Annotated in this window: 17 protein-coding genes, 1 tRNA gene and 2 rRNA genes; 3 read left to right on the top strand and 17 right to left on the bottom strand. The window is 68.8% G+C overall.

Translation table 11 applies throughout. The features are described 5' to 3' along the window. Window positions 1-104: 104 nt before the first annotated feature. From HFP48_RS03440 to HFP48_RS03415, 6 genes are all read right to left on the bottom strand, one after another. Window positions 105-3,241: ribosomal RNA gene (locus HFP48_RS03440) — 23S ribosomal RNA — on the bottom strand. A 296-nt stretch (window positions 3,242-3,537) separates the two neighbouring features. Then, a 16S ribosomal RNA gene (locus HFP48_RS03435) occupies window positions 3,538-5,059 on the bottom strand. Together the 16S and 23S rRNA genes form the textbook arrangement of a ribosomal RNA operon. Before the next feature lie 29 nt (window positions 5,060-5,088). After that, a complete protein-coding gene (locus HFP48_RS03430) occupies window positions 5,089-5,241 on the bottom strand; it encodes a hypothetical protein (RefSeq protein ID WP_168579020.1) in 153 nt (50 codons plus the stop codon). Window positions 5,242-5,557: 316 nt separating this feature from the next. After that, window positions 5,558-5,755, bottom strand: coding sequence for a hypothetical protein (locus tag HFP48_RS03425; RefSeq protein WP_029547229.1), 198 nt, complete (start codon window positions 5,753-5,755; stop codon window positions 5,558-5,560). A gap of 286 nt (window positions 5,756-6,041) precedes the next feature. Continuing rightward, a tRNA-Thr gene (locus HFP48_RS03420) sits at window positions 6,042-6,114 on the bottom strand. Between the two features lie 65 nt (window positions 6,115-6,179). Beyond that, window positions 6,180-7,367, bottom strand: a complete 1,188-nt coding sequence (locus HFP48_RS03415) for a DNA polymerase III subunit delta' (protein WP_029547228.1) — start codon at window positions 7,365-7,367, stop codon at window positions 6,180-6,182. Between the two features lie 94 nt (window positions 7,368-7,461). On the opposite strand from HFP48_RS03415, the gene HFP48_RS03410 reads away from it, so the two are divergent. Continuing rightward, window positions 7,462-7,848, top strand: a complete 387-nt coding sequence (locus HFP48_RS03410) for a VOC family protein (RefSeq protein ID WP_029547227.1) — start codon at window positions 7,462-7,464, stop codon at window positions 7,846-7,848. A 4-nt stretch (window positions 7,849-7,852) separates the two neighbouring features. Here HFP48_RS03410 and HFP48_RS03405 read toward each other — a convergent pair whose 3' ends face one another. From HFP48_RS03405 to HFP48_RS03390, 4 genes are all read right to left on the bottom strand, one after another. After that, window positions 7,853-8,527, bottom strand: coding sequence for a helix-turn-helix domain-containing protein (locus HFP48_RS03405; RefSeq protein WP_168579019.1), 675 nt, complete (start codon window positions 8,525-8,527; stop codon window positions 7,853-7,855). A gap of 32 nt (window positions 8,528-8,559) precedes the next feature. After that, window positions 8,560-11,505, bottom strand: a complete 2,946-nt coding sequence (topA, locus tag HFP48_RS03400) for a type I DNA topoisomerase (RefSeq protein WP_168579018.1) — start codon at window positions 11,503-11,505, stop codon at window positions 8,560-8,562. Window positions 11,506-11,640: 135 nt separating this feature from the next. Further along, entirely contained in the window at window positions 11,641-12,228 is a 588-nt protein-coding gene (locus HFP48_RS03395) for a hypothetical protein (protein WP_006941359.1), read from the bottom strand. A gap of 128 nt (window positions 12,229-12,356) precedes the next feature. Further along, window positions 12,357-12,560: a cold-shock protein gene (locus tag HFP48_RS03390; protein WP_003935252.1), complete on the bottom strand. Its 204-nt coding sequence runs from the start codon at window positions 12,558-12,560 to the stop codon at window positions 12,357-12,359. A gap of 391 nt (window positions 12,561-12,951) precedes the next feature. Between HFP48_RS03390 and HFP48_RS03385 the strand changes: the two genes are divergently transcribed. Then, on the top strand, window positions 12,952-15,297 hold the full coding sequence (locus tag HFP48_RS03385) for a DEAD/DEAH box helicase (RefSeq protein WP_161996313.1): 2,346 nt from the start codon (window positions 12,952-12,954) through the stop codon (window positions 15,295-15,297). A gap of 9 nt (window positions 15,298-15,306) precedes the next feature. Here the strand turns inward: HFP48_RS03385 and HFP48_RS03380 are convergent, their stop codons facing one another. The 7 genes from HFP48_RS03380 to ssd are packed head-to-tail and all read right to left on the bottom strand — an operon-like array spanning window position 15,307 to window position 19,867. Next, window positions 15,307-15,651, bottom strand: a complete 345-nt coding sequence (locus tag HFP48_RS03380) for an Rv3654c family TadE-like protein (RefSeq protein ID WP_044476208.1) — start codon at window positions 15,649-15,651, stop codon at window positions 15,307-15,309. After that, a complete protein-coding gene (locus tag HFP48_RS03375; protein ID WP_072634213.1) occupies window positions 15,648-15,962 on the bottom strand; it encodes a TadE family type IV pilus minor pilin in 315 nt (104 codons plus the stop codon). The genes HFP48_RS03380 and HFP48_RS03375 overlap by 4 nt, the downstream gene beginning before the upstream one ends. A 17-nt stretch (window positions 15,963-15,979) precedes the next feature. Beyond that, entirely contained in the window at window positions 15,980-16,183 is a 204-nt protein-coding gene (locus HFP48_RS03370) for a DUF4244 domain-containing protein (protein ID WP_006941350.1), read from the bottom strand. Between the two features lie 42 nt (window positions 16,184-16,225). Further along, entirely contained in the window at window positions 16,226-16,864 is a 639-nt protein-coding gene (locus tag HFP48_RS03365) for a type II secretion system F family protein (protein ID WP_050034520.1), read from the bottom strand. Beyond that, entirely contained in the window at window positions 16,828-17,628 is an 801-nt protein-coding gene (locus HFP48_RS03360; protein WP_006941346.1) for a type II secretion system F family protein, read from the bottom strand. The genes HFP48_RS03365 and HFP48_RS03360 overlap by 37 nt, the downstream gene beginning before the upstream one ends. After that, the gene (locus tag HFP48_RS03355) at window positions 17,625-18,797 is read right to left on the bottom strand and encodes a TadA family conjugal transfer-associated ATPase (RefSeq protein ID WP_050036261.1); all 1,173 of its coding nucleotides are present in this window, start codon (window positions 18,795-18,797) and stop codon (window positions 17,625-17,627) included. The genes HFP48_RS03360 and HFP48_RS03355 overlap by 4 nt, the downstream gene beginning before the upstream one ends. Then, a complete protein-coding gene (ssd, locus tag HFP48_RS03350) occupies window positions 18,794-19,867 on the bottom strand; it encodes a septum site-determining protein Ssd (protein WP_006941338.1) in 1,074 nt (357 codons plus the stop codon). Before ssd ends, HFP48_RS03355 begins: the two co-directional genes overlap by 4 nt. Window positions 19,868-20,245: 378 nt before the next feature. Here ssd and HFP48_RS03345 point away from each other — a divergent pair, with 378 nt between their 5' ends. Continuing rightward, window positions 20,246-21,088 (top strand): HAD-IB family hydrolase, encoded by an 843-nt coding sequence (locus HFP48_RS03345; protein WP_006941337.1) that lies wholly within the window; start codon window positions 20,246-20,248, stop codon window positions 21,086-21,088. The last annotated feature ends 312 nt before the right edge of the window (window positions 21,089-21,400 follow it).

Below are 21,400 nucleotides of genomic sequence, written 5' to 3'. Positions count from 1 at the left end.
CGCAGGCCCACCCATTCTTTGGGGGGCAGCGTTTACTCCGACTCCTCGCGCAGCGAGTGTGAGTGTGTTGTTTCAGATACCGCACAGTGGACGCGTAGCTTCTTTGTGGTAAGTCCTCGGCCTATTAGTACCGGTCACCTGCATGCGTTACCGCACTTCCAGTTCCGGCCTATCAACCCGGTGGTCTGCCGGGGGCCTTACCCCCTCGAGGGGGTGAGAAACCTCATCTTGGAACAGGCTTCCCGCTTAGATGCTTTCAGCGGTTATCCCTTCCGAACGTAGCCAACCAGCCGTGCCCCTGGCGGGACAACTGGCACACCAGAGGTTCGTCCGTCCCGGTCCTCTCGTACTAGGGACAGCCTTCCTCAAGTTTCTAACGCGCGCGGCGGATAGAGACCGAACTGTCTCACGACGTTCTAAACCCAGCTCGCGTGCCGCTTTAATGGGCGAACAGCCCAACCCTTGGGACCTACTCCAGCCCCAGGATGCGACGAGCCGACATCGAGGTGCCAAACCATCCCGTCGATATGGACTCTTGGGGAAGATCAGCCTGTTATCCCCGGGGTACCTTTTATCCGTTGAGCGACACCGCTTCCACATGCCGGTGCCGGATCACTAGTCCCGACTTTCGTCCCTGCTCGACCTGTCGGTCTCACAGTCAAGCTCCCTTGTGCACTTGCACTCGACACCTGATTGCCAACCAGGCTGAGGGAACCTTTGGGCGCCTCCGTTACATTTTGGGAGGCAACCGCCCCAGTTAAACTACCCACCAGGCACTGTCCCTGAACCCGATCAGGGTCCGAGGTTAGAGGTCCAATACGATCAGAGTGGTATTTCAACAACGACTCCACCCACACTGGCGTGCGGGCTTCCCAGTCTCCCACCTATCCTACACAAACCGAACCGAACACCAATACCAAGCTGTAGTGAAGGTCCCGGGGTCTTTTCGTCCTGCCGCGCGTAACGAGCATCTTTACTCGTAGTGCAATTTCGCCGAGTCTGTGGTTGAGACAGCAGAGAAGTCGTTACGCCATTCGTGCAGGTCGGAACTTACCCGACAAGGAATTTCGCTACCTTAGGATGGTTATAGTTACCACCGCCGTTTACTGGGGCTTAAATTCTCAGCTTCGCGGAGTGAACTCCGCTGACCGGTCCTCTTAACCTTCCAGCACCGGGCAGGCGTCAGTCCGTATACCTCGTCTTACGACTTCGCACGGACCTGTGTTTTTAGTAAACAGTCGCTTCTCTCTGGTCTCTGCGACCACCCCCGGCTCACGGAGCAAGTCCGGTCACCGGGACTGGTCCCCCTTCTCCCGAAGTTACGGGGGCATTTTGCCGAGTTCCTTAACCACAGTTCTCTCGATCGCCTCGGTATTCTCTACCTGACCACCTGTGTCGGTTTGGGGTACGGGCCGTGTGAAAGCTCGCTAGAGGCTTTTCTCGGCAGCATAGGATCATGGAATTCGCCTCATTCGGCTACGCATCACCTCTCAGGCTGTGTGCGACACGGATTTGCCTGTGTCACGCCCTACGGGCTTACACCGGTACAACCACTGACCGGCCCCACTACCTTCCTGCGTCACCCCATCGCTTGGCTACTACCACCGAAGGTCCCGTGCAGCAGGCTCTCGGCTCCCGAAGGAACTCGATCACCCTTTGGACGGTTAGTACCGATGATTCACCAGGGGCGCGTTCACACGGGTACGGGAATATCAACCCGTTGTCCATCGACTACGCCTGTCGGCCTCGCCTTAGGTCCCGACTCACCCTGGGCGGATTAACCTGGCCCAGGAACCCTTGGTCATTCGGCGGACGAGTTTCTCACTCGTCTTTCGCTACTCATGCCTGCATTCTCACTCGCGCAGCCTCCACACCTGGATCACTCCGGCGCTTCCCCGGCTGCACGACGCTCCCCTACCCACCCGCACCACTGCCGGACGATCCGTGGACCCTCCGGGGTGTTGTGCGAGTGCCGCGGCTTCGGCGGTGTACTTGAGCCCCGCTACATTGTCGGCGCAGAACCACTTGACCAGTGAGCTATTACGCACTCTTTCAAGGGTGGCTGCTTCTAAGCCAACCTCCTGGTTGTCTCAGCGATCCCACATCCTTTTCCACTTAGTACACGCTTAGGGGCCTTAGCCGGCGATCTGGGCTGTTTCCCTCTCGACTACGAAGCTTATCCCCCGCAGTCTCACTGCCGCGCTCTCACTCACCGGCATTCGGAGTTTGGCTGATTTCGGTAAGCTTGTGGGCCCCCTAGACCATCCAGTAGCTCTACCTCCGGTGAGAAACACGCGACGCTGCACCTAAATGCATTTCGGGGAGAACCAGCTATCACGGAGTTTGATTGGCCTTTCACCCCTACCCACAGCTCATCCCCTCAGTTTTCAACCTAAGTGGGTTCGGGCCTCCACGACGTCTTACCGTCGCTTCACCCTGGCCATGGGTAGATCACTCCGCTTCGGGTCTAGAACATGCCACTACAGACGCCCTGTTCGGACTCGCTTTCGCTACGACTACCCCACACGGGTTAACCTCGCGACATGCCACTAACTCGCAGGCTCATTCTTCAAAAGGCACGCCGTCACCCCCAGCAGACCAAACTGCTCGAAGGCTCCGACGGATTGTAAGCGCACGGTTTCAGGTACTATTTCACTCCCCTCCCGGGGTACTTTTCACCTTTCCCTCACGGTACTAGTCCGCTATCGGTCACCAGGGAGTATTCAGGCTTATCGGGTGGTCCCGACGGATTCACAGCAGATTTCACGGGCCCGCTGCTACTCGGGTACCCTCCACGAGAGCCGGCATGTTTTCGTCTACGGGATTCTCACCCTCTACGACAGGCCGTTCCAGACCATTTCGACTAACACACCGGTTTCTTACTCTCGCCCACCATGACAGTGATGGGAAGAAGGGCCCCACGACCCCACGAGTGCAACGCCTGCCAGCTCTCACACACCCGCGGTTTAGCCTCTTCCGTTTTCGCTCGCCACTACTCACGGAATCACATGTTGTTTTCTCTTCCTGTGGGTACTGAGATGTTTCACTTCCCCACGTTCCCTCCACACGCCCTATATATTCAGGCGCGGGTAACACGACATCACTCGTGCTGGGTTTCCCCATTCGGAAATCCTCGGATCACAGCTCGGTTGACAGCTCCCCGAGGCATATCGCAGCCTCCCACGTCCTTCATCGGCTCCTGGTGCCAAGGCATCCACCGTACGCTCATAAACACTTACAACAAAGATGCTCGCGTCCACTGTGCAGTTCTCAAACAACACACAACAACCGGTACCGGAAGAAGAAACAACCCCTTCGTTCCCGATCATCGTCGCTGACAAAACACTCGCGTGTTCTCTCAGGACCCAACAGTGCACCGATATATCACCCACCGGCCGGCCATGTGACCCACCGAGCGTGCATGAAGCTGTCAGCGTTCCACCCATGAGCACCACCGGATTACGTGTGAATCCGAAATGGCTCTGCCTCGCTCCCCCGGCACCTGTGTGCTGGTCCGAGCAAGGAGTTGCTCCTTAGAAAGGAGGTGATCCAGCCGCACCTTCCGGTACGGCTACCTTGTTACGACTTCGTCCCAATCGCCGATCCCACCTTCGACGGCTCCCTCCCACGAGGGGTTAGGCCACCGGCTTCGGGTGTTACCGACTTTCATGACGTGACGGGCGGTGTGTACAAGGCCCGGGAACGTATTCACCGCAGCGTTGCTGATCTGCGATTACTAGCGACTCCGACTTCACGGGGTCGAGTTGCAGACCCCGATCCGAACTGAGACCGGCTTTAAGGGATTCGCTCCACCTCGCGGTATCGCAGCCCTCTGTACCGGCCATTGTAGCATGTGTGAAGCCCTGGACATAAGGGGCATGATGACTTGACGTCGTCCCCACCTTCCTCCGAGTTGACCCCGGCAGTCTCCTGCGAGTCCCCAACCGAATTGCTGGCAACACAGGACAAGGGTTGCGCTCGTTGCGGGACTTAACCCAACATCTCACGACACGAGCTGACGACAGCCATGCACCACCTGTACACCGACCACAAGGGAAACCCCATCTCTGGGGCGGTCCGGTGTATGTCAAACCCAGGTAAGGTTCTTCGCGTTGCATCGAATTAATCCACATGCTCCGCCGCTTGTGCGGGCCCCCGTCAATTCCTTTGAGTTTTAGCCTTGCGGCCGTACTCCCCAGGCGGGGCGCTTAATGCGTTAGCTACGGCACGGATCCCGTGGAAGGAAACCCACACCTAGCGCCCACCGTTTACGGCGTGGACTACCAGGGTATCTAATCCTGTTCGCTACCCACGCTTTCGCTCCTCAGCGTCAGTTACTGCCCAGAGACCCGCCTTCGCCACCGGTGTTCCTCCTGATATCTGCGCATTTCACCGCTACACCAGGAATTCCAGTCTCCCCTGCAGTACTCAAGTCTGCCCGTATCGCCTGCAAGCCCGCAGTTGAGCTGCGGGTTTTCACAGACGACGCGACAAACCGCCTACGAGCTCTTTACGCCCAGTAATTCCGGACAACGCTCGCACCCTACGTATTACCGCGGCTGCTGGCACGTAGTTGGCCGGTGCTTCTTCTGTACCTACCGTCACTCGCGCTTCGTCGGTACTGAAAGAGGTTTACAACCCGAAGGCCGTCATCCCTCACGCGGCGTCGCTGCATCAGGCTTGCGCCCATTGTGCAATATTCCCCACTGCTGCCTCCCGTAGGAGTCTGGGCCGTGTCTCAGTCCCAGTGTGGCCGGTCGCCCTCTCAGGCCGGCTACCCGTCGTCGCCTTGGTGGGCCGTTACCCCACCAACAAGCTGATAGGCCGCGGGCCCATCCTGCACCGGAAAACCTTTCCACCCCGGAACATGCATCCCGAGGTCCTATCCGGTATTAGACCCAGTTTCCCAGGCTTATCCCGAAGTGCAGGGCAGATCACCCACGTGTTACTCACCCGTTCGCCACTAATCCACCCAGCAAGCTGGGCTTCATCGTTCGACTTGCATGTGTTAAGCACGCCGCCAGCGTTCGTCCTGAGCCAGGATCAAACTCTCCGTTGAAGACTCACAATCAAACCCCGAAGGGCCGATCAGTCATAGACATCGAGCCAAATCACCAGCAAAAAACTCAAACCAGCAAAAACACTGACCACCACAGACGGAAGAATGCGGCAGCCAGCAACAACCACCCCCCGAAAAGAGGGGCGGTCGCACCAAAAACAAATTTTGGCACTGACATTCATCGGCACACTGTTGAGTTCTCAAAGAACACGCACACACCATCACCCCACGAACCGAGGTCCGCGGCGTTCCGGGGCAACCGTTCCAGCCTACCCACACCACCCGGCGAAAACAAACCCGACGCGCTCGGTGGGATCGGCAACGGCCCAGAACCCTACCAGAAGATTCCGAACCGAACAATCAGGCGCCTGCGTCCAACCTCGTTGTCCCGAGCCCCTGCGGGCCGGGTCGGTGTCCGTGTCGCTCTGACCTGGAATAAGTTACGTGAACATTGCGCTCTCACCAAATCACCTGGTCAGACCGCTTTTCTGCGCCGAGTCAGGGCACCCAGTACTTCACGGCCAGCTCCTCCACGACGGCATCGCCCTCGGCGGCCTGCTCCAGCAGCGCCAGGTCGAGGTCGATGTCGATGAGCCGGGGGTTGTCCCCTTCGGCGTCACCGAGAGGGCGCCCGCCGTCTTCGCCGCGCTGGCGCAGAATCTTCGCTCGCACCCGCTCTTTCAACGACTCACTCATAAGTCGAGTGTACTGAGGGGGCGCCGCCCGAGCGGGGTGCCGAGCGGCGAAGACCGACCTAGTGGTCGTCGTCGCGCCGGCGGAACACGCGCATCGCGGTGGGGATGAGAACGACCAGGGCGCCGACGATCAGAACGATCGAGAAAATTTCCAGAAGCACACGTGCCATCATCCGGCACGGAGGGCGCCGGCGGGCGACTTCGTCGTGGGCGAGCGGACCGGAAGGGTCCCCCGGTCGACGAAGGCCCTCCACCCGTCTTCCGGGTGAAGGGCCTTCGTCGCTCCGAGCTGCCTGCGAGAATCGAACTCGCGACCTTTTCATTACGAGTGAAATGCTCTACCGACTGAGCTAAGGCAGCGTGCCTGACGGCGCGCACGAGTTTAGCGCCTACCCCCCTGTCCAATGCAAACCACCCCTCGCCGCCTACCGGAATGCCGAGCTCAGCCGGGCCGCCATGGCGGCCACCGCGAAGCGCGGTTTGACGTTCTGTGCGAGAACCTCACGGCATTCGAGGATCGCCTCGATGCAGGTCAGCAACGCCTCCGGCCGGGCCCGCGAAGCCAGGTCGGAGGCACGCTCGGCCATGTCGGGATGGTTGGCGGTGCCGGAAGCGCCCAGGGAACGTGCCAGCGCATCCCGGTAGAGACCGGCCAGATCGATGAGGGCGCGGTCCATGATGTCGCGCTCGGTCCGCGTGCGCCTGGACTTCTGGGTGCGTTCGAGGTCCTTGAGGACGCCGGCCGCACCGCGGAGCGCCCCGGCGGCGCCCTTACCGGTGCCACCGGCGCCGAGAGCCGTCCGGAGTTCCTCGGTCTCGCGCTCGTCGCGCGCGACGCTGATCTCCTTCGCCTCGGCCTCGGCACGCTGGACCAGCTCGTCTGCGGCGGTGTAGGTGGTCGCGGGGCGGAGCACGGCTTCGGCCAGATCCAGCGCACGCCGCCGGCTGGCGCGGGCGGACTCGTCGGTGGCCAGACGCCGGGCACGGCCGACGTGGCCGCCGCTGATCGACGCCGCCCAGCTCGCGGTCTCGGCGTCGAGCCCGTCGCGTTCGCGCAGGACCCGGGCGATCGCGTCCGGGCTGGGCGTGACGAGTGCGACGTGCCGGCATCGCGAGCGCAGGGTCACGGAGATGTCCTGCGGATCGATCGACGGCGCGCACAGCAGGAACACCGTGCGTTCGGGCGGTTCCTCGACGACCTTGAGCAGCGCGTTCGCGGCGCCCTCGGTGAGCCGGTCCGCGTCCTCGATCACCACGACCTGCCACTGCCCGGTGCTCGGGCGACGCGAGGCGGTCCGGACGATGTCGCGCATCGCCTTGACGCTGATCGTGAGCCCCTCGGGGATCACCCGACGGACGTCGCCGTGGGTGCCGGCCATGGTGGTGCTGCACGCGTGGCAGTGACCGCAGCCCGGTGCCGCGGGGTCGGTGCACTGCAGGGCGGCGGCGAAGCAGAGGGCGGCGATCGACCGCCCGGAGCCGGGGGGCCCGGTGAACAGCCACGAGTGCGTCATCCGAGAACCGGCTCCGCCCCCGCGCGCGGCGGTGGCCGCGGCGGTCAGTTCGGTCTCCACGTCGCGCTGGCCGACGAGACGTTCGAAGACACCGGGCATGGCCTCAGCGTAGCGACCGGCTCCGACGCGGCCGGTGCGTCGGCCGTCCGAAACCTTCAAGACGGCGACGTCGCGGCGGCCTAGCGTCACCGTCATGACTGCACAACTCGCGCTGGTCGGGCTCGTCGTCGCCGACATGACCCGTTCCTTCGACTGCTATCGCCGCCTCGGGCTGGACCTGCCCGCCGGCTCCGACGAACCGCACTACGAGACGACGCTGCCGGGCGGGCTCCGCCTGGCGTGGGACACCCTCGAGTCGGTCCGGGCCTTCCATCCGGGCTTCCGGCCGGGCACCGGTGGTCCTGCACTCGCGTTCGACTGTGGTTCACCAGCGGATGTGGACGCGACGTACCGCGACCTGCTGGAGGCGGGATGCACGAGCGTGCTCGAACCGTGGGACGCGTTCTGGAAGCAGCGGTATGCGAGCGTGCACGATCCCGACGGGCACAGCATCGAACTGTTCGCGGCCTTGCCCGCGTGACCGCTCAGCGAACGAGCGCGCCGAGCGTAACGCCGGAGAGGGCGCGTACCTCCCGTGCGAGGTGGGCCTGGTCGCTGAAACCGCACTCGGCCGCGACGTCGGAGAACGACCGGCCGGCGCGCGCGAGACCGACCGCGCGACGGAATCGCAGCACGCGCGCCAGCGTCTTCGGACCGTAGCCGTAGACCCGCAGCGCGTGCCGGTGCAACCGCCGCGCACTCCAACCCATCGACGTCGCCACCTCGGCGACGGACGCTCCGGCGCCGAGCTGCGACGCGATGCCCGTCTCGACGCTGCGGTCGACGCCGTCCAGGCGGCGCCGCGTCTCGTGCAGGAGCGCACCGAGCGGGTCGGACTCCGCGGCCGACACCAGGCGACGAACGTGCGCCTCGGGCCGGATGCGGTCCAGCGGTACGCGCGCGTCGCGCAGCTCGGCCGCGTCCGCCCCGAGCACCGCCGGCCCCACCCCGGGACCGAACCGCACCGCGGTCAGGTCCCGGCGGGTGCCCAGGTCGGAGAACTGGGCGCGGGTATCCGGTCCGGCCACCAGGAAGCCGTCCTCGTGCCAGATCAGATCCGTGCAGCCGTCGGGCAGCACGGACGTTCCGGCCGTACCCGCGGTCCTCGTCGCCGTCCACACGAGCACGCCGGGTATGCCGGACGCCGCCTCGCGGTACACACGGCGAGGATAGGCCGCCGCTCCGGGGAGGGTCACTCCTTCTTCGCGGCGGCCTTCTTCGCGGTCGTCTTCTTTGCCGCGGTCTTCTTGGCGGCCGTCTTCTTGGCCGGAACCTTCTTGGCCGCGGTCTTCTTCGCGGTCTTCTTCGCCGGGCCCCGGGCGCGACGATCCGCGAGCAGCTCGGAGGCGCGTTCGTCGGTGATGGTGTCGACCTCGTCGCCCTTGCGGAGGCTGGCGTTGGTCTCGCCGTCCGTGACGTACGGGCCGAAGCGGCCGTCCTTGATCACCATCGGGCTGCCACTGACCGGGTCGGTGCCCAGCTCCCGCAGCGGCGGCGTGGCGGCGGCCTGCCGACCGCGGCGCTTGGGCTCGGAGTAGATCTTCAGCGCCTCCTCGAGGGTGACGGTGAACATCTGCTCCTCGTCGGCCAGCGACCGCGAGTCGGTGCCCTTCTTCAGGTACGGCCCGTAGCGGCCGTTCTGGGCGGTGATCTCCTCGCCCGTCGCGGGGTCGACCCCGACCACCCGCGGCAGCGACAGCAGCCGCAGGGCGTCCTCGAGCGTCACCGTCGACAGTTCCATCGACTTGAGCAGCGAGGCCGTGCGCGGCTTGGGGCCGGCCGCCTTCTTGGCGGCCTTCTTCGCCGGCGCCTTCTTCGCGGCCTTCTTCGCGGCCGTCTTCGTCACGGTGGCCGTGCCACCACCAGTCGCGGTGCCGCCCGCCGAGGGTGCCTCCTCGACCGGGATGGGCGTGATGTCCGGTTCCGGCTCCGGCTCCGGTTCGCGCAGCAGCTCGGTCACGTACGGACCGAAGCGGCCCTCCCGCGCGACGATCTCGTTGCCGCTGGCCGGGTCGACACCGAGGACCCGGCCCTCCTGCGGGGTCGAGAACAGCTTCTCCGCGTACTCGAGCGTCAGCTCGTCCGGCGGCAGGTCGTCGGGCAGGTTCGCCCGCTGGGAGACCGGTTCCCCGTCGGGAGCGTCGGGATTGGGGACCATCCGCTCGAGATAGGGGCCGAACCGGCCGACGCGCACGTGGATCTCCCGGCCCTCGGCGTCGTCGAACAGCCGGATCGAGTTGATCTCGCGGGCGTCGATGTCCTCGAGGTTCTCTCCGACCATCTTCTTCAGGCCGCCCTCGCGCGCCACCGAGTTCTCGGCGCCGTGGGCACCACCGAAGTAGAAGCTCGTCAGCCAGTCGGTGCGCTGCTCGTGGCCGCCCGCGATCTCGTCGAGGTCGTCCTCCATGGCGGCGGTGAAGCCGTAGTCGACGAGGCGTCCGAAGTGCGCCTCGAGCAGCCCGATGACCGCGAACGCCACCCACGACGGGACCAGGGCGCTGCCACGTTTGTAGACGTAGCCGCGGTCGAGGATGGTCTTGATGATCGACGCGTACGTCGACGGCCGGCCGATGCCGAGATCCTCGAGCGCCTTGATCAGGCTGGCCTCGGTGTAGCGGGCCGGCGGGTTGGTCGAGTGGCCGTCCGGATCGAGCTCGGTCGCGGTGACGCGCTGTCCCTCGGACAGGTTGGGCAGCCGGGACTCGGCGTCGTCGGACTGGCCGCCGGCCTCCTCGTCGACGCTCTCGACGTACGCCTTGAGGAAGCCCGGGAAGGTGATGGTGCGGCCCGACGAGGAGAACGTGCACTCCTCGCCGCTCGCGGCGGTGCCGGTGATGCGCAGCGTCAGGGTGGTGCCCCGCGCGTCGGCCATCTGGGAGGCGACGGTGCGCTGCCAGATGAGCTCGTAGAGCCGGTACTCGTCGGTGTCGAGGCGTGAGTGCAGCTCGCCGGGCGTGGCGAACACGTCGCCGGCCGGACGGATCGCCTCGTGCGCCTCCTGCGCGTTCTTCACCTTGCGGGTGAACTGCCGCGGGGTGGGGTGCACGTACTGCGCGCCGTACAACTCGGTGGCCTGCGCCCGGGCGGCGGAGATCGCGCTCTCGGACAGGGTCGTCGAGTCGGTACGCATGTACGTGATGTAGCCGTTCTCGTACAGGCGCTGCGCGATGCGCATCGTGCGCTCTGACGAGAACCGCAGCTTGCGGCCCGCCTCCTGCTGCAGGGTCGACGTCATGAACGGCGCGTACGGCTTGCGGGTGTACGGCTTGCTCTCGACCGACGTCACCGTCAGGTCGACACCGTGCAGGGCCTCGGCGAGCCGTCGCGCGTACGCCTCGTCGAGCACGACGACGCCGGTGGACTTGAGCTGCCCGTCGGGTCCGAAGTCGCGGCCGGCCGCGACGCGGGCGCCGTCGACACCGACGAGCCGGGCCCCGAACGAGCGGGGGCTCGCGTCGGCGCCGGCGTCGAGCGTGGCGGCGATGTCCCAGTACGTCGCGGACCGGAAGGCCATGCGCTCGCGTTCGCGCTGCACGATGACCCGAGTGGCGACGGACTGCACGCGGCCCGCCGACAACCGCGGCATGACCTTCTTCCACAGCACCGGGCTGACCTCGTAGCCGTAGAGGCGGTCGAGGATGCGGCGGGTCTCCTGGGCGTCGACGAGGTTGTTGTCGAGGTCGCGGGTGTGTTCCGCGGCGGCCCGGATGGCCGGCTCGGTGATCTCGTGGAACACCATCCGGCGGACCGGGACCTTCGGCTTGAGGGTCTCGAGCAGGTGCCAGGCGATGGCCTCGCCCTCACGGTCGGGGTCGGTCGCGAGGTACAGCTCGTCCGCGTCCTTCAGCAGCCCCTTCAGTTCGGTGACCTTGGACTTCTTCTCGGGACTGACGACGTACAGCGGCTCGAAGCCGTGGTCGACGTTCACGCCGAGCCGGGCCCACGACTCGCCCTTGTACTTGGCCGGCACGTCGGCGGCACCGCGCGGCAGGTCACGGATGTGCCCGACGGAGGCCTCGACGACGTAGTCCCGGCCCAGGTAGGGCGCGATCTTCTTCGCCTTGGTCGGGGACTCGACGATCACGAGCCGACGCGTGCCCGACGAGCCGTTCGACGTGCTGTTGTCCCGTGCTGCCACAGCGCTGCCCGCACCTTCCCTGTTCGCTGACATGTCGTGCTTCTCCCCGACATGTATACCGACCCGTTCCCCGGACGCGGCCATACACAGGGTCGCACACCTGCGACGGAAGGCCTGTCACCTGTGATGCGGCGCCTACCGCACGCGCGGCCAGATCTGCCGCGCGCGGGGGTCGTCCGGCGGCGCCCCGATGTTCTCGACGAGACGCATCAACCTGCGTCGCCCGGACACCCGCAGGCCCGGTGCGGCGCCGCGCGTGCCGATCAGCGTCGGCGCGATCCCGGCGCGCATCAGCGACTGGGCCAGCACCGGGTGGGTGTCCGGGGCATGCGGATCCAGCCCCAGCACGTAGCGCTCGCCCTCGGCCTCGGCGCGGCCGGCCGCGAGCACCCACGCCCGCAGAGCTCGCGAGCCCGGCACCCATCCCGCCGGCACCGCCTTCACCGCACCCCGTGTCCATGCGGCCGCCACCGGGACGAGTTCCGGTAGGGCGGCGGTGCGCACCAGGGGGTGTCCCTCGTCCGTCCGGGTGACCTCCGGGGACAGCGCGGCCTGCGCCATCAGCTCCGCGATCGCCTCCGCCCGCCACGGCTCGTCCACGACCACGGAGATCCGTGCGCCGTCACCGGAGACCACCGCGTGGCCGTGCGCGGCCAGCAGGCCGCCGAGGTCGGTCGGGTCCGGGGGCATCTCCTCGGCCCCGAAGAACGACAGTTGGCTCACTCACCCGCCCTTCCTCCGCTACCTGCCGCAGAAACAGATCGTCCCCCTCACCGATGGTGACGGGGGACGATCGAGGATTCGGTCCCTGCGGACCGAGTCACGTCAGGCTCCGGCAGGAGCGTCGACGATCAGAGCGCGCGAACGCCGGTGGCCTGCGGGCCCTTGGTGCCCTGGCCGACCTCGAACTCCACGCGCTGGTTCTCCTCCAAGGTGCGGAAGCCGCTGCCCTGGATCTCCGAGTAGTGGACGAAAACGTCGGCGGAGCCGTCCTCGGGAGCGATGAAGCCGAAGCCCTTCTCCGCGTTGAACCACTTCACAGTGCCCTGTGCCATGCTTTTCCTTCTCTTTCTAACACCGGATGCGGCGGTTCGCGGGCGAGCGAGCCGCCGGGCCGGTTCCGACCGCTGTACTTCTTGATCCCCCCACAGGAAGAGCAAAGCACCGCGCTCGCAACCATCGATCCTGCGAGCCGTGCACTTTCTCAAGTCACCGAACACAGAAGCTGCGACCGATGTCAGTGAACCACGTTCCGGGCGCAGACAACAGTAGGCGGGCGCACAATTCGCCCGAAAATTTGATCTTGTATATGCCGACGGCAGGATTACTCGCCGGTACGGTTACGTCGATGTTACCCCGCGCGCGACCGGACACCGACCGAACGCCGGGAGCGATGGCCTACTACGCTGGTTACCCATCCCGACCGCATCCTCCGGAGTACCCAGTGTGACCAGCTCGCCGCACCGCCGTCCCGTCGGCGACGGGCCGTCGAGCTTCGGCCACGAACTGCTCGAACGGGTGCTTGCCGGCACGCCGGCCTCGGAACATCCCCTCACCCACAGCGCGGACCTGCCCGCCCGCGACGTTCGCCACACCGACTGGCCGGACTGGGCGTCCGACGCCGTCGTCCGGGCTCTGCGCGCCACCGGCGTGCCCCGGCCGTGGAGCCACCAGACAGAGGCCGCCGACCTCGCCGCCGGCGGGGAGCACGTCGTCGTCTCCACCGGCACCGCCTCGGGCAAGTCCCTCGCCTACCAGCTACCCGTGCTCACCGCCCTCGCCGAGGACCCGCACGCCACCGCGCTGTACCTCTCCCCCACGAAGGCGCTCTGCGCGGACCAGTTGCGCGCCGTCACCGAGGTGACCGCCGCCGAGCCCGAACTCGGTCACGTGCACGCGTGCGCCTACGACGGCGACACCTCCACCGAACTGCGGCAGTGGGCGCGCAGCCACTCACGGTGGATCTTCACCAACCCCGACATGCTGCACATGTCGATGCTGCCCGGGCACGCCCGCTGGTCCCGGTTCTTCCGCCGGCTGCGCTACGTGGTGGTCGACGAGTGTCACTCCTATCGCGGCGTCTTCGGCTCCAACGTGGCCCTGGTGCTGCGCCGGCTGCGGCGGATCGCCGCGCGCTACGGCGCCCGGCCGGTCTTCGTCCTCGCCTCCGCCACGACCGCCGACCCCGGCGCCGCGGCGTCCCGGCTCGTCGGCGCGCCCTGCCGGGAGGTGACCGAGGACGGCTCCCCGCACGGACCTCGCACCGTCGCGCTGTGGGAGCCGCCGCTGCTCGAGCAGGTGACCGGCGAGAACGGTGCCCCCGTGCGCCGCGCCGCCGGAACCGAGGCCGCCCGCATCCTCGCCGACCTCGTCGTCGAGGGTGCCCGCACCCTCGCCTTCGTGCGGTCCCGGCGCGGTGCCGAACTCACCGCGCTCGGTGCGCAGCGGCTGCTCGCCGAGGCCGCCCCCGAGCTCGTCGATCGGGTCGCCGCCTACCGCGCCGGCTACCTCGCCGAGGAGCGCCGCGAGCTCGAGGCGGCCCTGGCGGACGGCCGGCTGCTCGGTGCCGCCAGCACCAACGCCCTGGAACTCGGCATGGACATCGCCGGCCTGGACGCCGTCGTCGTCGCCGGATTCCCGGGCACCGTCGCGTCGTTCTGGCAGCAGGCCGGCCGGGCCGGGCGCCGCGGTGCGGGATCGCTGGTCGTGCTCGTCGCCCGCGACGATCCGCTCGACACCTACCTCGTGCACCATCCGGCGGCGCTGCTCGACAAGCCCGTCGAGGCGACGGTCACCGATCCCACCAATCCGTACGTGCTCGGCCCGCAACTGCTGTGCGCCGCGCTCGAGCTGCCGCTCACCGACGCCGAGGTCGAGGAGTTCGGTGCGGCCGACGTGCTCGCCGCCCTGGCCGCGCAGGGAGCGATCCGGCGGCGCCCGCACGGCTGGTTCGTCACCCCGGACACCCGTCCCCACTCCGACATCGACATCCGCGGCGGCATCGGCACCCAGATCGCCATCGTCGAGTCGGACACCGGACGGATGCTCGGCACCGTCGACGGCGGTCGCGCACCGGCGACCGCGCATCCGGGAGCGGTGTACCTGCACCGCGGCGAGTCGTTCGTCGTCGACGAGTTGCACCTCGACGACGGGATCGCGCTCGTGCACGCCGAGGACCCCGAATGGTCCACCTCCGCGCGGGAGATCACCGACATCGTCGTGACCGCCGTGGCGGAACAGCGCTCGCTCGGGCCGGTGACCGTAGGCCTCGTCGAGGTCGAGGTGACCCACCAGGTGGTCTCGTACCTGCGACGGCTGCCGTCCGGCGAGGTGCTCGACAGCACCGACCTCGACATGCCGTCCCAGTGCCTGCCGACGCGCGCGGTGATGTACACCGTCACCCCCGAACTGCTCGACCGGTGCGGGATCGGACCGGAACGGGTACCCGGCGCGCTGCACGCCGCCGAGCACGCCGCCATCGGCCTGCTGCCGCTCGTGGCGACGTGCGACCGCTGGGACATCGGCGGCGTGTCCACCGCGGTGCACCCGGACACCGGGCTGCCCACCGTCTTCGTCTACGACGGGCATCCCGGGGGCGCCGGTTTCGCCGACCGCGGGTACGCGCGCATCGCCGAGTGGCTCGGTGCAACCCGCGCGGCCGTGACGGCCTGCGAATGCGCCGCCGGTTGCCCGTCATGCGTGTACTCCCCCAAGTGCGGCAACGGCAACGACCCGCTCGACAAGGCCGGCGCGGTCGCGTTGCTGGGCGCGGTGCTCGACACCCTCGCCTGACCTCGCGCCTCACCCGGCCGGCCCCGCCCGCGCGATCGCCCGGGCCTGCCGCCCAGCCGGCAGCGACACCTCGGCCCCGACCTCGACGACGGCGTCCCAGCCGTCGACGGTGCACGAGCGCACCTGCACCCGCATCCGCGCCGCGATCCGGTCCGCCTCCGAGCATGCGGTGTCCGATCCGCGATCGAGCGCACCGGCCACCGCCAGGGCCGCCAGGTCGGCCGCCGCCTGCGCCCGGTGCCGCGTCGCGACCCCCGCCCCCGTCTGCACGAGCAGCCCGGTGACCACGATCAGCGCGACCGCGACGAAACACCCCAGCACGCTCGCACTACCCCGGTCGTCCCCGAATGTCACTGCGCCACTTCCGGTTCGATCACGGATACCGCCTCCGCCGTGAGCGTCACCATCGGCAGCAGCGGACCGTCCGCCGTCACCGTCGCCACGACGAGGTCACCGTCGGGGCGCACGGAGATCCGTGCGCCCTCCGGAGCGACCCGCGCCGCCACCTCCACCGCTCGCACCCCGTCGCCGCGAGCCGCGAGCCGGGCGGCCTCCCGCGCCGCGTCCTGACACCGGAGCTGATTCGAAACACACAGCACCGCACCGAGACACAGCACGAGAACACTCACCAGCGTGGTGAGGGCGATCGCCGCCTCGACGGTCACCCCGCCGTCGTCCCCGCTCACACCGCCGTGTTCAGCGCGCGCTCGACGATGCCGGTGAGCGCGGTGACGATGTTGTCGCCGGTGACCACCGTGTACAGCACGGCACCGAACGCCGCCGCGGCGATCGTGCCGATCGCGTACTCCGCGGTGGACATGCCGTCCTCCGCCGCGACGGCACCGCTCAGCCGCTGCGCCGCCGCCCGAATCACGTTGCCTACCATGGTTCCTCCCCTCCTTCGGCGCGGACCGTCCGCGCCGACGTCTCACAACAGCCCGTCGCCGAGCACGCGTCCCGCGAGCCCGATCACGACGGGCACGATGCCCAGGCACACGAACGCCGGCAGGAAGCACAGCCCGAGCGGGCCGCTGACCAGGACCCCGGCACGCTCGACGGCCGCAGCCGCCCGGTCCTCCGCCTGTTCGCGCTGCCGCTCCGCCACCTCGGCGACGATGCCCGACAGCGGGGCACCGGACCGCGCCGATCGCCGCGCCGCGCGGGCGAAGGCCTCCAGCGCCTCCGTCTCGGCGCCGGAGCCGTCCGAGGTCGCGTCCCCGAGACCGCTCCACGCGTCCGTCGGGGCGGCCCCGAGCTCGAGCCGGTCCGCGCCCCGACGCAGGGCCCGTGCGAGGGCCGGCGGCGCCGAGTCGGCGACCGCCCGGGCCGCCGTCGCCGTCGGCAGGCCGGCACGCAGGCAGGCGGCCATCAGGTCGAACGCGGCGGGCACGGCATGGGGGTCGTCCGGCGCACCGCCGGAGTCGGCCGCTCCGCCGGACGTCGCAGCCCCGGCGGCGAGGGCCTGCAACCGTCGCGCCTGCAGGTCCGGCAGGATCACGAGCGCCACGGCAAGGCACACCAGCGACGCCGTCACGATGCCACCCGCGTCGCGATCCGATCGGTCCACAGCAGCCCGGCGCACGCCAGCACGGTGCCCACCACCAGCAACACACCACCGAGACCGTCGCCGAGCAGCACCGTCACCGGCGCGGCCCCCATCATCTGCCCCAGCGCCACACCGAGCGCCGGAAGGGCCGCGAGCACCGTCGCCGTCGCGCGGGCCCCCGCCAGTCCCGCCTCGGTGCGCGAGCGCAGCCGCATGCGGCCGGACAGATCCGAGCGCGCGGCCGTGAGGAGTTGCGCCAGCGCCAGCCCGTGCCGGTCCGACACCTCCCAGGCCGCGGCGAGCCGCTCGAGCGACGCGGCGAGCCCCGACTGTCCCGGCGCGCGGGCCGCGGCGCGCAGGCCGTCGGCCGCGCTGCCGCCGAGCCGGACCCGCGCCGCCGCGACGCGGAAGGCGTCGGCAGTCGGCCCGGTCGTCTCCCGCGCCGCCGTCGCGCACGCCTCGGCCGGATGGGTGCCCACCTCGAGCTCGGCGACAACGGTTTCGAGCCCGGCGAGCAGGGTCCGCTGCTCGGCGTCGAGTGCGCGGTCCCGGCGCCGTCGCCGCAGCCGTCGCACGGCGGTGCCGGCGACGACCGCCGCCGCGACGGCGGGCGCGACGCCGAGCAGCAGCGCCGGGAGGACGCACAGCCCGACCGTCACCTCCTGCGGCGGCCGCCACGACCGTCCGGCGGCGACCGTCGTGCGCAGTGCCCGCAGCCGCGGCGTGGCGACCGCACCCGGCGCCACCAGCACGGCCGCGGCCAGGCACAGGGCCGCCGCGGTCACCGCGGTTCCCGTCGGCGGAACAGCTCTTCGAGTCGGTCCATGCCGGCCTCCGTGCCGCGCTCGTGGGTCCACGCGGGCGCGACGACGACACCCGACACGGTGTCCCGCTGCACGACACCGATCTCCGTCAGCCGGCGGGTCCCGTCGGGGGTGCGGTGCACGTGCAGAACCACCTGCACCGCCGCGACGAGCTGGCTGTGCAGGGCGGCCCGGTCCAGGCCGCCGAGTGCGGCGAGCGCTTCGAGCCGCGCCGGCACCTCGTCCGGCGAGTTGGCGTGCACCGTGCCCGCGCCGCCGTCGTGACCGGTGTTCAGTGCCGTCAGAAGATCGACGACCTCGGCGCCGCGCACCTCGCCCACGACGATGCGGTCGGGCCGCATCCGCAGCGCCTGCCGCACGAGGTCGCGCACCGCGACCTCACCGACGCCTTCGACGTTGGCGGCCCGGGCGACGAGCCGCACGACGTGGGGATGGGCGGGAGCGAGCTCGGCGGCGTCCTCGACGCACACGATCCGCTCGCCCGGGTCCACCGTGCCGAGCAGTGCCGCGAGCAGGGTGGTCTTGCCTGCCCCGGTGCCCCCGACGACGAGGAAGGCGAGCCGGGCGGCGACGATCCGTCGCAGCAGCCGATAGGCGTGCGGATCGACGGCGCCGCGATCACGCAGCGCGTCGAGCCCCTGGGTGGCGGGCCGCAGCACGCGCAGCGACAGGCAGGTGCCGCCCTGCGCGACGGGTGCGAGGACGGCGTGCAGGCGCACCCCGAAATCGCCGTGCCCGGGCAGCCGGCCGTCGACCCACGGCTGCGCGTCGTCGAGGCGCCGTCCGGCGAACAGCGCGAGGCGCTGGGCGAGTCGCCGCACCGACGCCTCGTCGGGGAAGGCGACGGGAGCGAGCCGCAGCCCGGCGCCGCGGTCGACCCAGACCCGGTCCGGGGCGGTGACGAGGACGTCGGTGACGCCGGGCTCGGCGAGCAGCGCTTCGAGCGGGCCGGCGCCGGAGAGCTCGGTCTGCAGGTGCCGCAGGGCCGTGAGCAGGTCGAAGTCGCCGAGAACCCCGCCGGACTCCGCACGCAGCGCGGCGGCGACACGGTCCGGCGTGGGTTCGCCGGCCTCGGTCGCGAGCCGTTCGCGGACCCGGTCGAGCAGCTCGGCCGTGAGGACGGCGCTCATGCCGCCCACCGCGAGCCCGGTTCGGGTCCGGTCAGCACGTCGAGAACGGACTCGGCGGCGTGGACGAGTGGAGAGCGCCGTCCGAGCCGCAGTCCGCCGCGTTCGAGCGCCGCGGCGAGCCCGGGCTGCGCGCGCATCGTGGTGATCAGCGGCAGCCCCACCACGTCGGCAACGTCCCGGCCGCGCAACCCGCCGGGGGCCGGGCCGCGCACGACGATGCCCTGATTGGTGTTCTGTTCGGCGACCCAGCCGGCGACCCGCCCCGCGGCGAGGGCGGCGCGGACGCGGGCGGGCACCACCAGCACGGTCAGGTCGGCGGCGGCCACCATCGCCTCGGCGGCGGGCCCGCGGCTGCGGGGCACGTCGCACACCACCAGGTCGCCGGAGCGGCGGACGGTGTCGAGCACGGCGGTGACCGCGGCGGGCGCCGGCTCTGCGGCGGACTCGCGATCTGCGGACAGCACGCCGAGTCCCGGCAGCCATTCGGGCACCGCATCGCGCAGGGTCCGGGCGGAGAGCCGGCCACGATCGACGGTGAGACCGGGCCAGCGGACACCCGGCCGGTCCTCGATTCCGGTGAGGACGTCCAGTCCCCCGCCCAGGGGGTCGCCGTCGACGAGGAGGGCTCCCGCACTGCGCCGGAAGGCGGCGACCGTCCATGCCAGGGCGGCTGCGAACGTGGACGCGCCGGCGCCGCCGCAGCCGCCGAGGACAGCGACGACGTGGCCGCCGCCCGCGTCGGGCTCGGCGGCCGTGCCGAGCACGGTGAGCAGTTCGACCTCGTCGTCGGGCAGCCCCACCACGTGTTCGGCGCCGACCGCGGTGGCCGCCTGCCAATCGGGGAGGTCGGCGCCGCCGGCGGTGACCAGGACGATTCCGCCCCGCCGGGGGAGCTGCTGCGCGCATGCCAGGGCCGCGGTGCGGTCGATCACGACGAGTCCGGCGTCGAGCCAGGTTCTGCGCGACGGTGTCGTCACCGTCTCACCGACCGTGCGGTCGGAGGCGGCCGCCACGCGACGCAGGCTCGCCATCAGCGCGGGATCGTCGACGAGGGCCAGGACATCGGTCATGGCGCCCAGCTTGCGCGGTGGCTGGGCGCCCCGGAAGCAGCTGCCGGGGGAACCGGCGAATCTGTGGATGAACGCGCTGCCTGTGGATGAACGCGCCGGGCTCCGAAAGGTCCCGGAACAGAGGACGACCCTCGCCAGGGGGGGAGGAGGCGAGGGTCGTCATGTTCAGCCCCGGGGGGGTCGGGCTGAACACCCCCTGGACTATGTCCAGGTGTCGTCGATACTACGCCCCGACCCGATATTTGCAAGTTCAACCGTCGCGCATTTCACGCAGTGTGCAGGTTCGACCGTCGCGGGTTTTGCGCAGGTGGAGGGGCCGGACGACCGGCCGGAGCGCAGGGCGTACCGGGAAGGAGCAGTCACACCTATTGTGGTGCCGTGACCGACGCGACCGTGGCCCCGACCCAGTCCGGCCGAATCGCCGCCTTCTTCGACCTCGACAAGACCGTCATCGCGAAGTCCAGCGCACTCGCCTTCAGCAAGCCGTTCTTCGCCCAGGGACTCCTCAACCGGCGGGCGGTGCTGAAGAGCAGCTATGCCCAGTTCCTGTTCATGCTGTCCGGGGCCGACCACGATCAGGTGGAGCGCATGCGGGCCCACATCGCGGCGATGTGCACGGGCTGGGATGTCGAGCAGATCAAGTCGATCGTCGCCGAGACGCTGCACGATATCGTGGATCCTCTGGTCTTCGCCGAGGCCGCCGATCTCATTGCGGACCACAAGCTCCGCGGGCACGACGTGATCATCGTGTCCGCGTCCGGGGAGGAGGTGGTCACTCCCATCGCGGCGGCACTGGGGGCGACGCACAGCACCGCCAGCCGGATGCGGATCGAGGAGGGCCGCTACGCCGGAGAGCTGGAGTTCTACTGCTACGGCGAGGCCAAGGCGGAGGCGATACAGGCACTGGCGCTGCAGTACGGTTACGATCTCGCACGTTGCTACGCGTACTCCGACTCGTCGACGGACATTCCGATGCTGCGGGCCGTGGGCCATCCGCGCGCGGTGAACCCGGATCGGGTGCTGCGTCGAGAATCCCTCGAAAATGGTTGGCCGATACTTACTTTCACGCGTCCTGTGCCGCTCCTGCATCGTCTCACCGCGACGCCGCCGGCCGCCGTCGCCGCGACGGCCGCGATCACGGCGGGCGCGGTGGCGGCGGGCGCGGCGACGTACCTCGCGCTGCGCCGGCGGCACCGGCCGGGGTTCGCGGCGCGCGGGTGACGGTCCCGAAAATGGGACTTGCCCCCCTCGGAGACCGGGAGTAGAAAGGAGTTACGGAAGGACGGAAGGCCAAGAGCGAATCGGAAGAGAAGGTTCGATCTCCCGACCGGAATTCCCAGCACGGACACCGAGCACCCACGCGGAGCCGATGCCACTATAAGGGCAAAAGTGTTGTGGGCTTGCGAGATTCGGGTCTTCGAAGGCGAACACCCCGCACCCGTTGCGAGGACGAACCAGCGATATCCGAACCCTCGCCGAGGCCAGTGACACACAACCCATGCAGCACGCTTGGTAACTCGGCAGTCCGTGCCG

Origin of the sequence: Rhodococcus sp. DMU1 (assembly GCF_012272955.1) — a bacterium.
GTDB lineage: Bacteria > Actinomycetota > Actinomycetes > Mycobacteriales > Mycobacteriaceae > Rhodococcus > Rhodococcus aetherivorans.
This window is presented reverse-complemented; position numbering and strand designations above follow the sequence as displayed.

Bases quoted from the DNA above. Each gene is read 5' to 3' on its own strand.
- HFP48_RS03430 (WP_168579020.1), bottom strand. From the start codon at position 5,241: ATGAATGTCAGTGCCAAAATTTGTTTTTGGTGCGACCGCCCCTCTTTT.
- HFP48_RS03425 (WP_029547229.1), bottom strand. From the start codon at position 5,755: ATGAGTGAGTCGTTGAAAGAGCGGGTGCGAGCGAAGATTCTGCGCCAG.
- HFP48_RS03415 (WP_029547228.1), bottom strand. From the start codon at position 7,367: ATGCCCGGTGTCTTCGAACGTCTCGTCGGCCAGCGCGACGTGGAGACC.
- HFP48_RS03410 (WP_029547227.1), top strand. From the start codon at position 7,462: ATGACTGCACAACTCGCGCTGGTCGGGCTCGTCGTCGCCGACATGACC.
- HFP48_RS03390 (WP_003935252.1), bottom strand. From the start codon at position 12,560: ATGGCACAGGGCACTGTGAAGTGGTTCAACGCGGAGAAGGGCTTCGGC.
- HFP48_RS03370 (WP_006941350.1), bottom strand. From the start codon at position 16,183: ATGGTAGGCAACGTGATTCGGGCGGCGGCGCAGCGGCTGAGCGGTGCC.
- HFP48_RS03355 (WP_050036261.1), bottom strand. From the start codon at position 18,797: ATGAGCGCCGTCCTCACGGCCGAGCTGCTCGACCGGGTCCGCGAACGG.
- ssd (WP_006941338.1), bottom strand. From the start codon at position 19,867: ATGACCGATGTCCTGGCCCTCGTCGACGATCCCGCGCTGATGGCGAGC.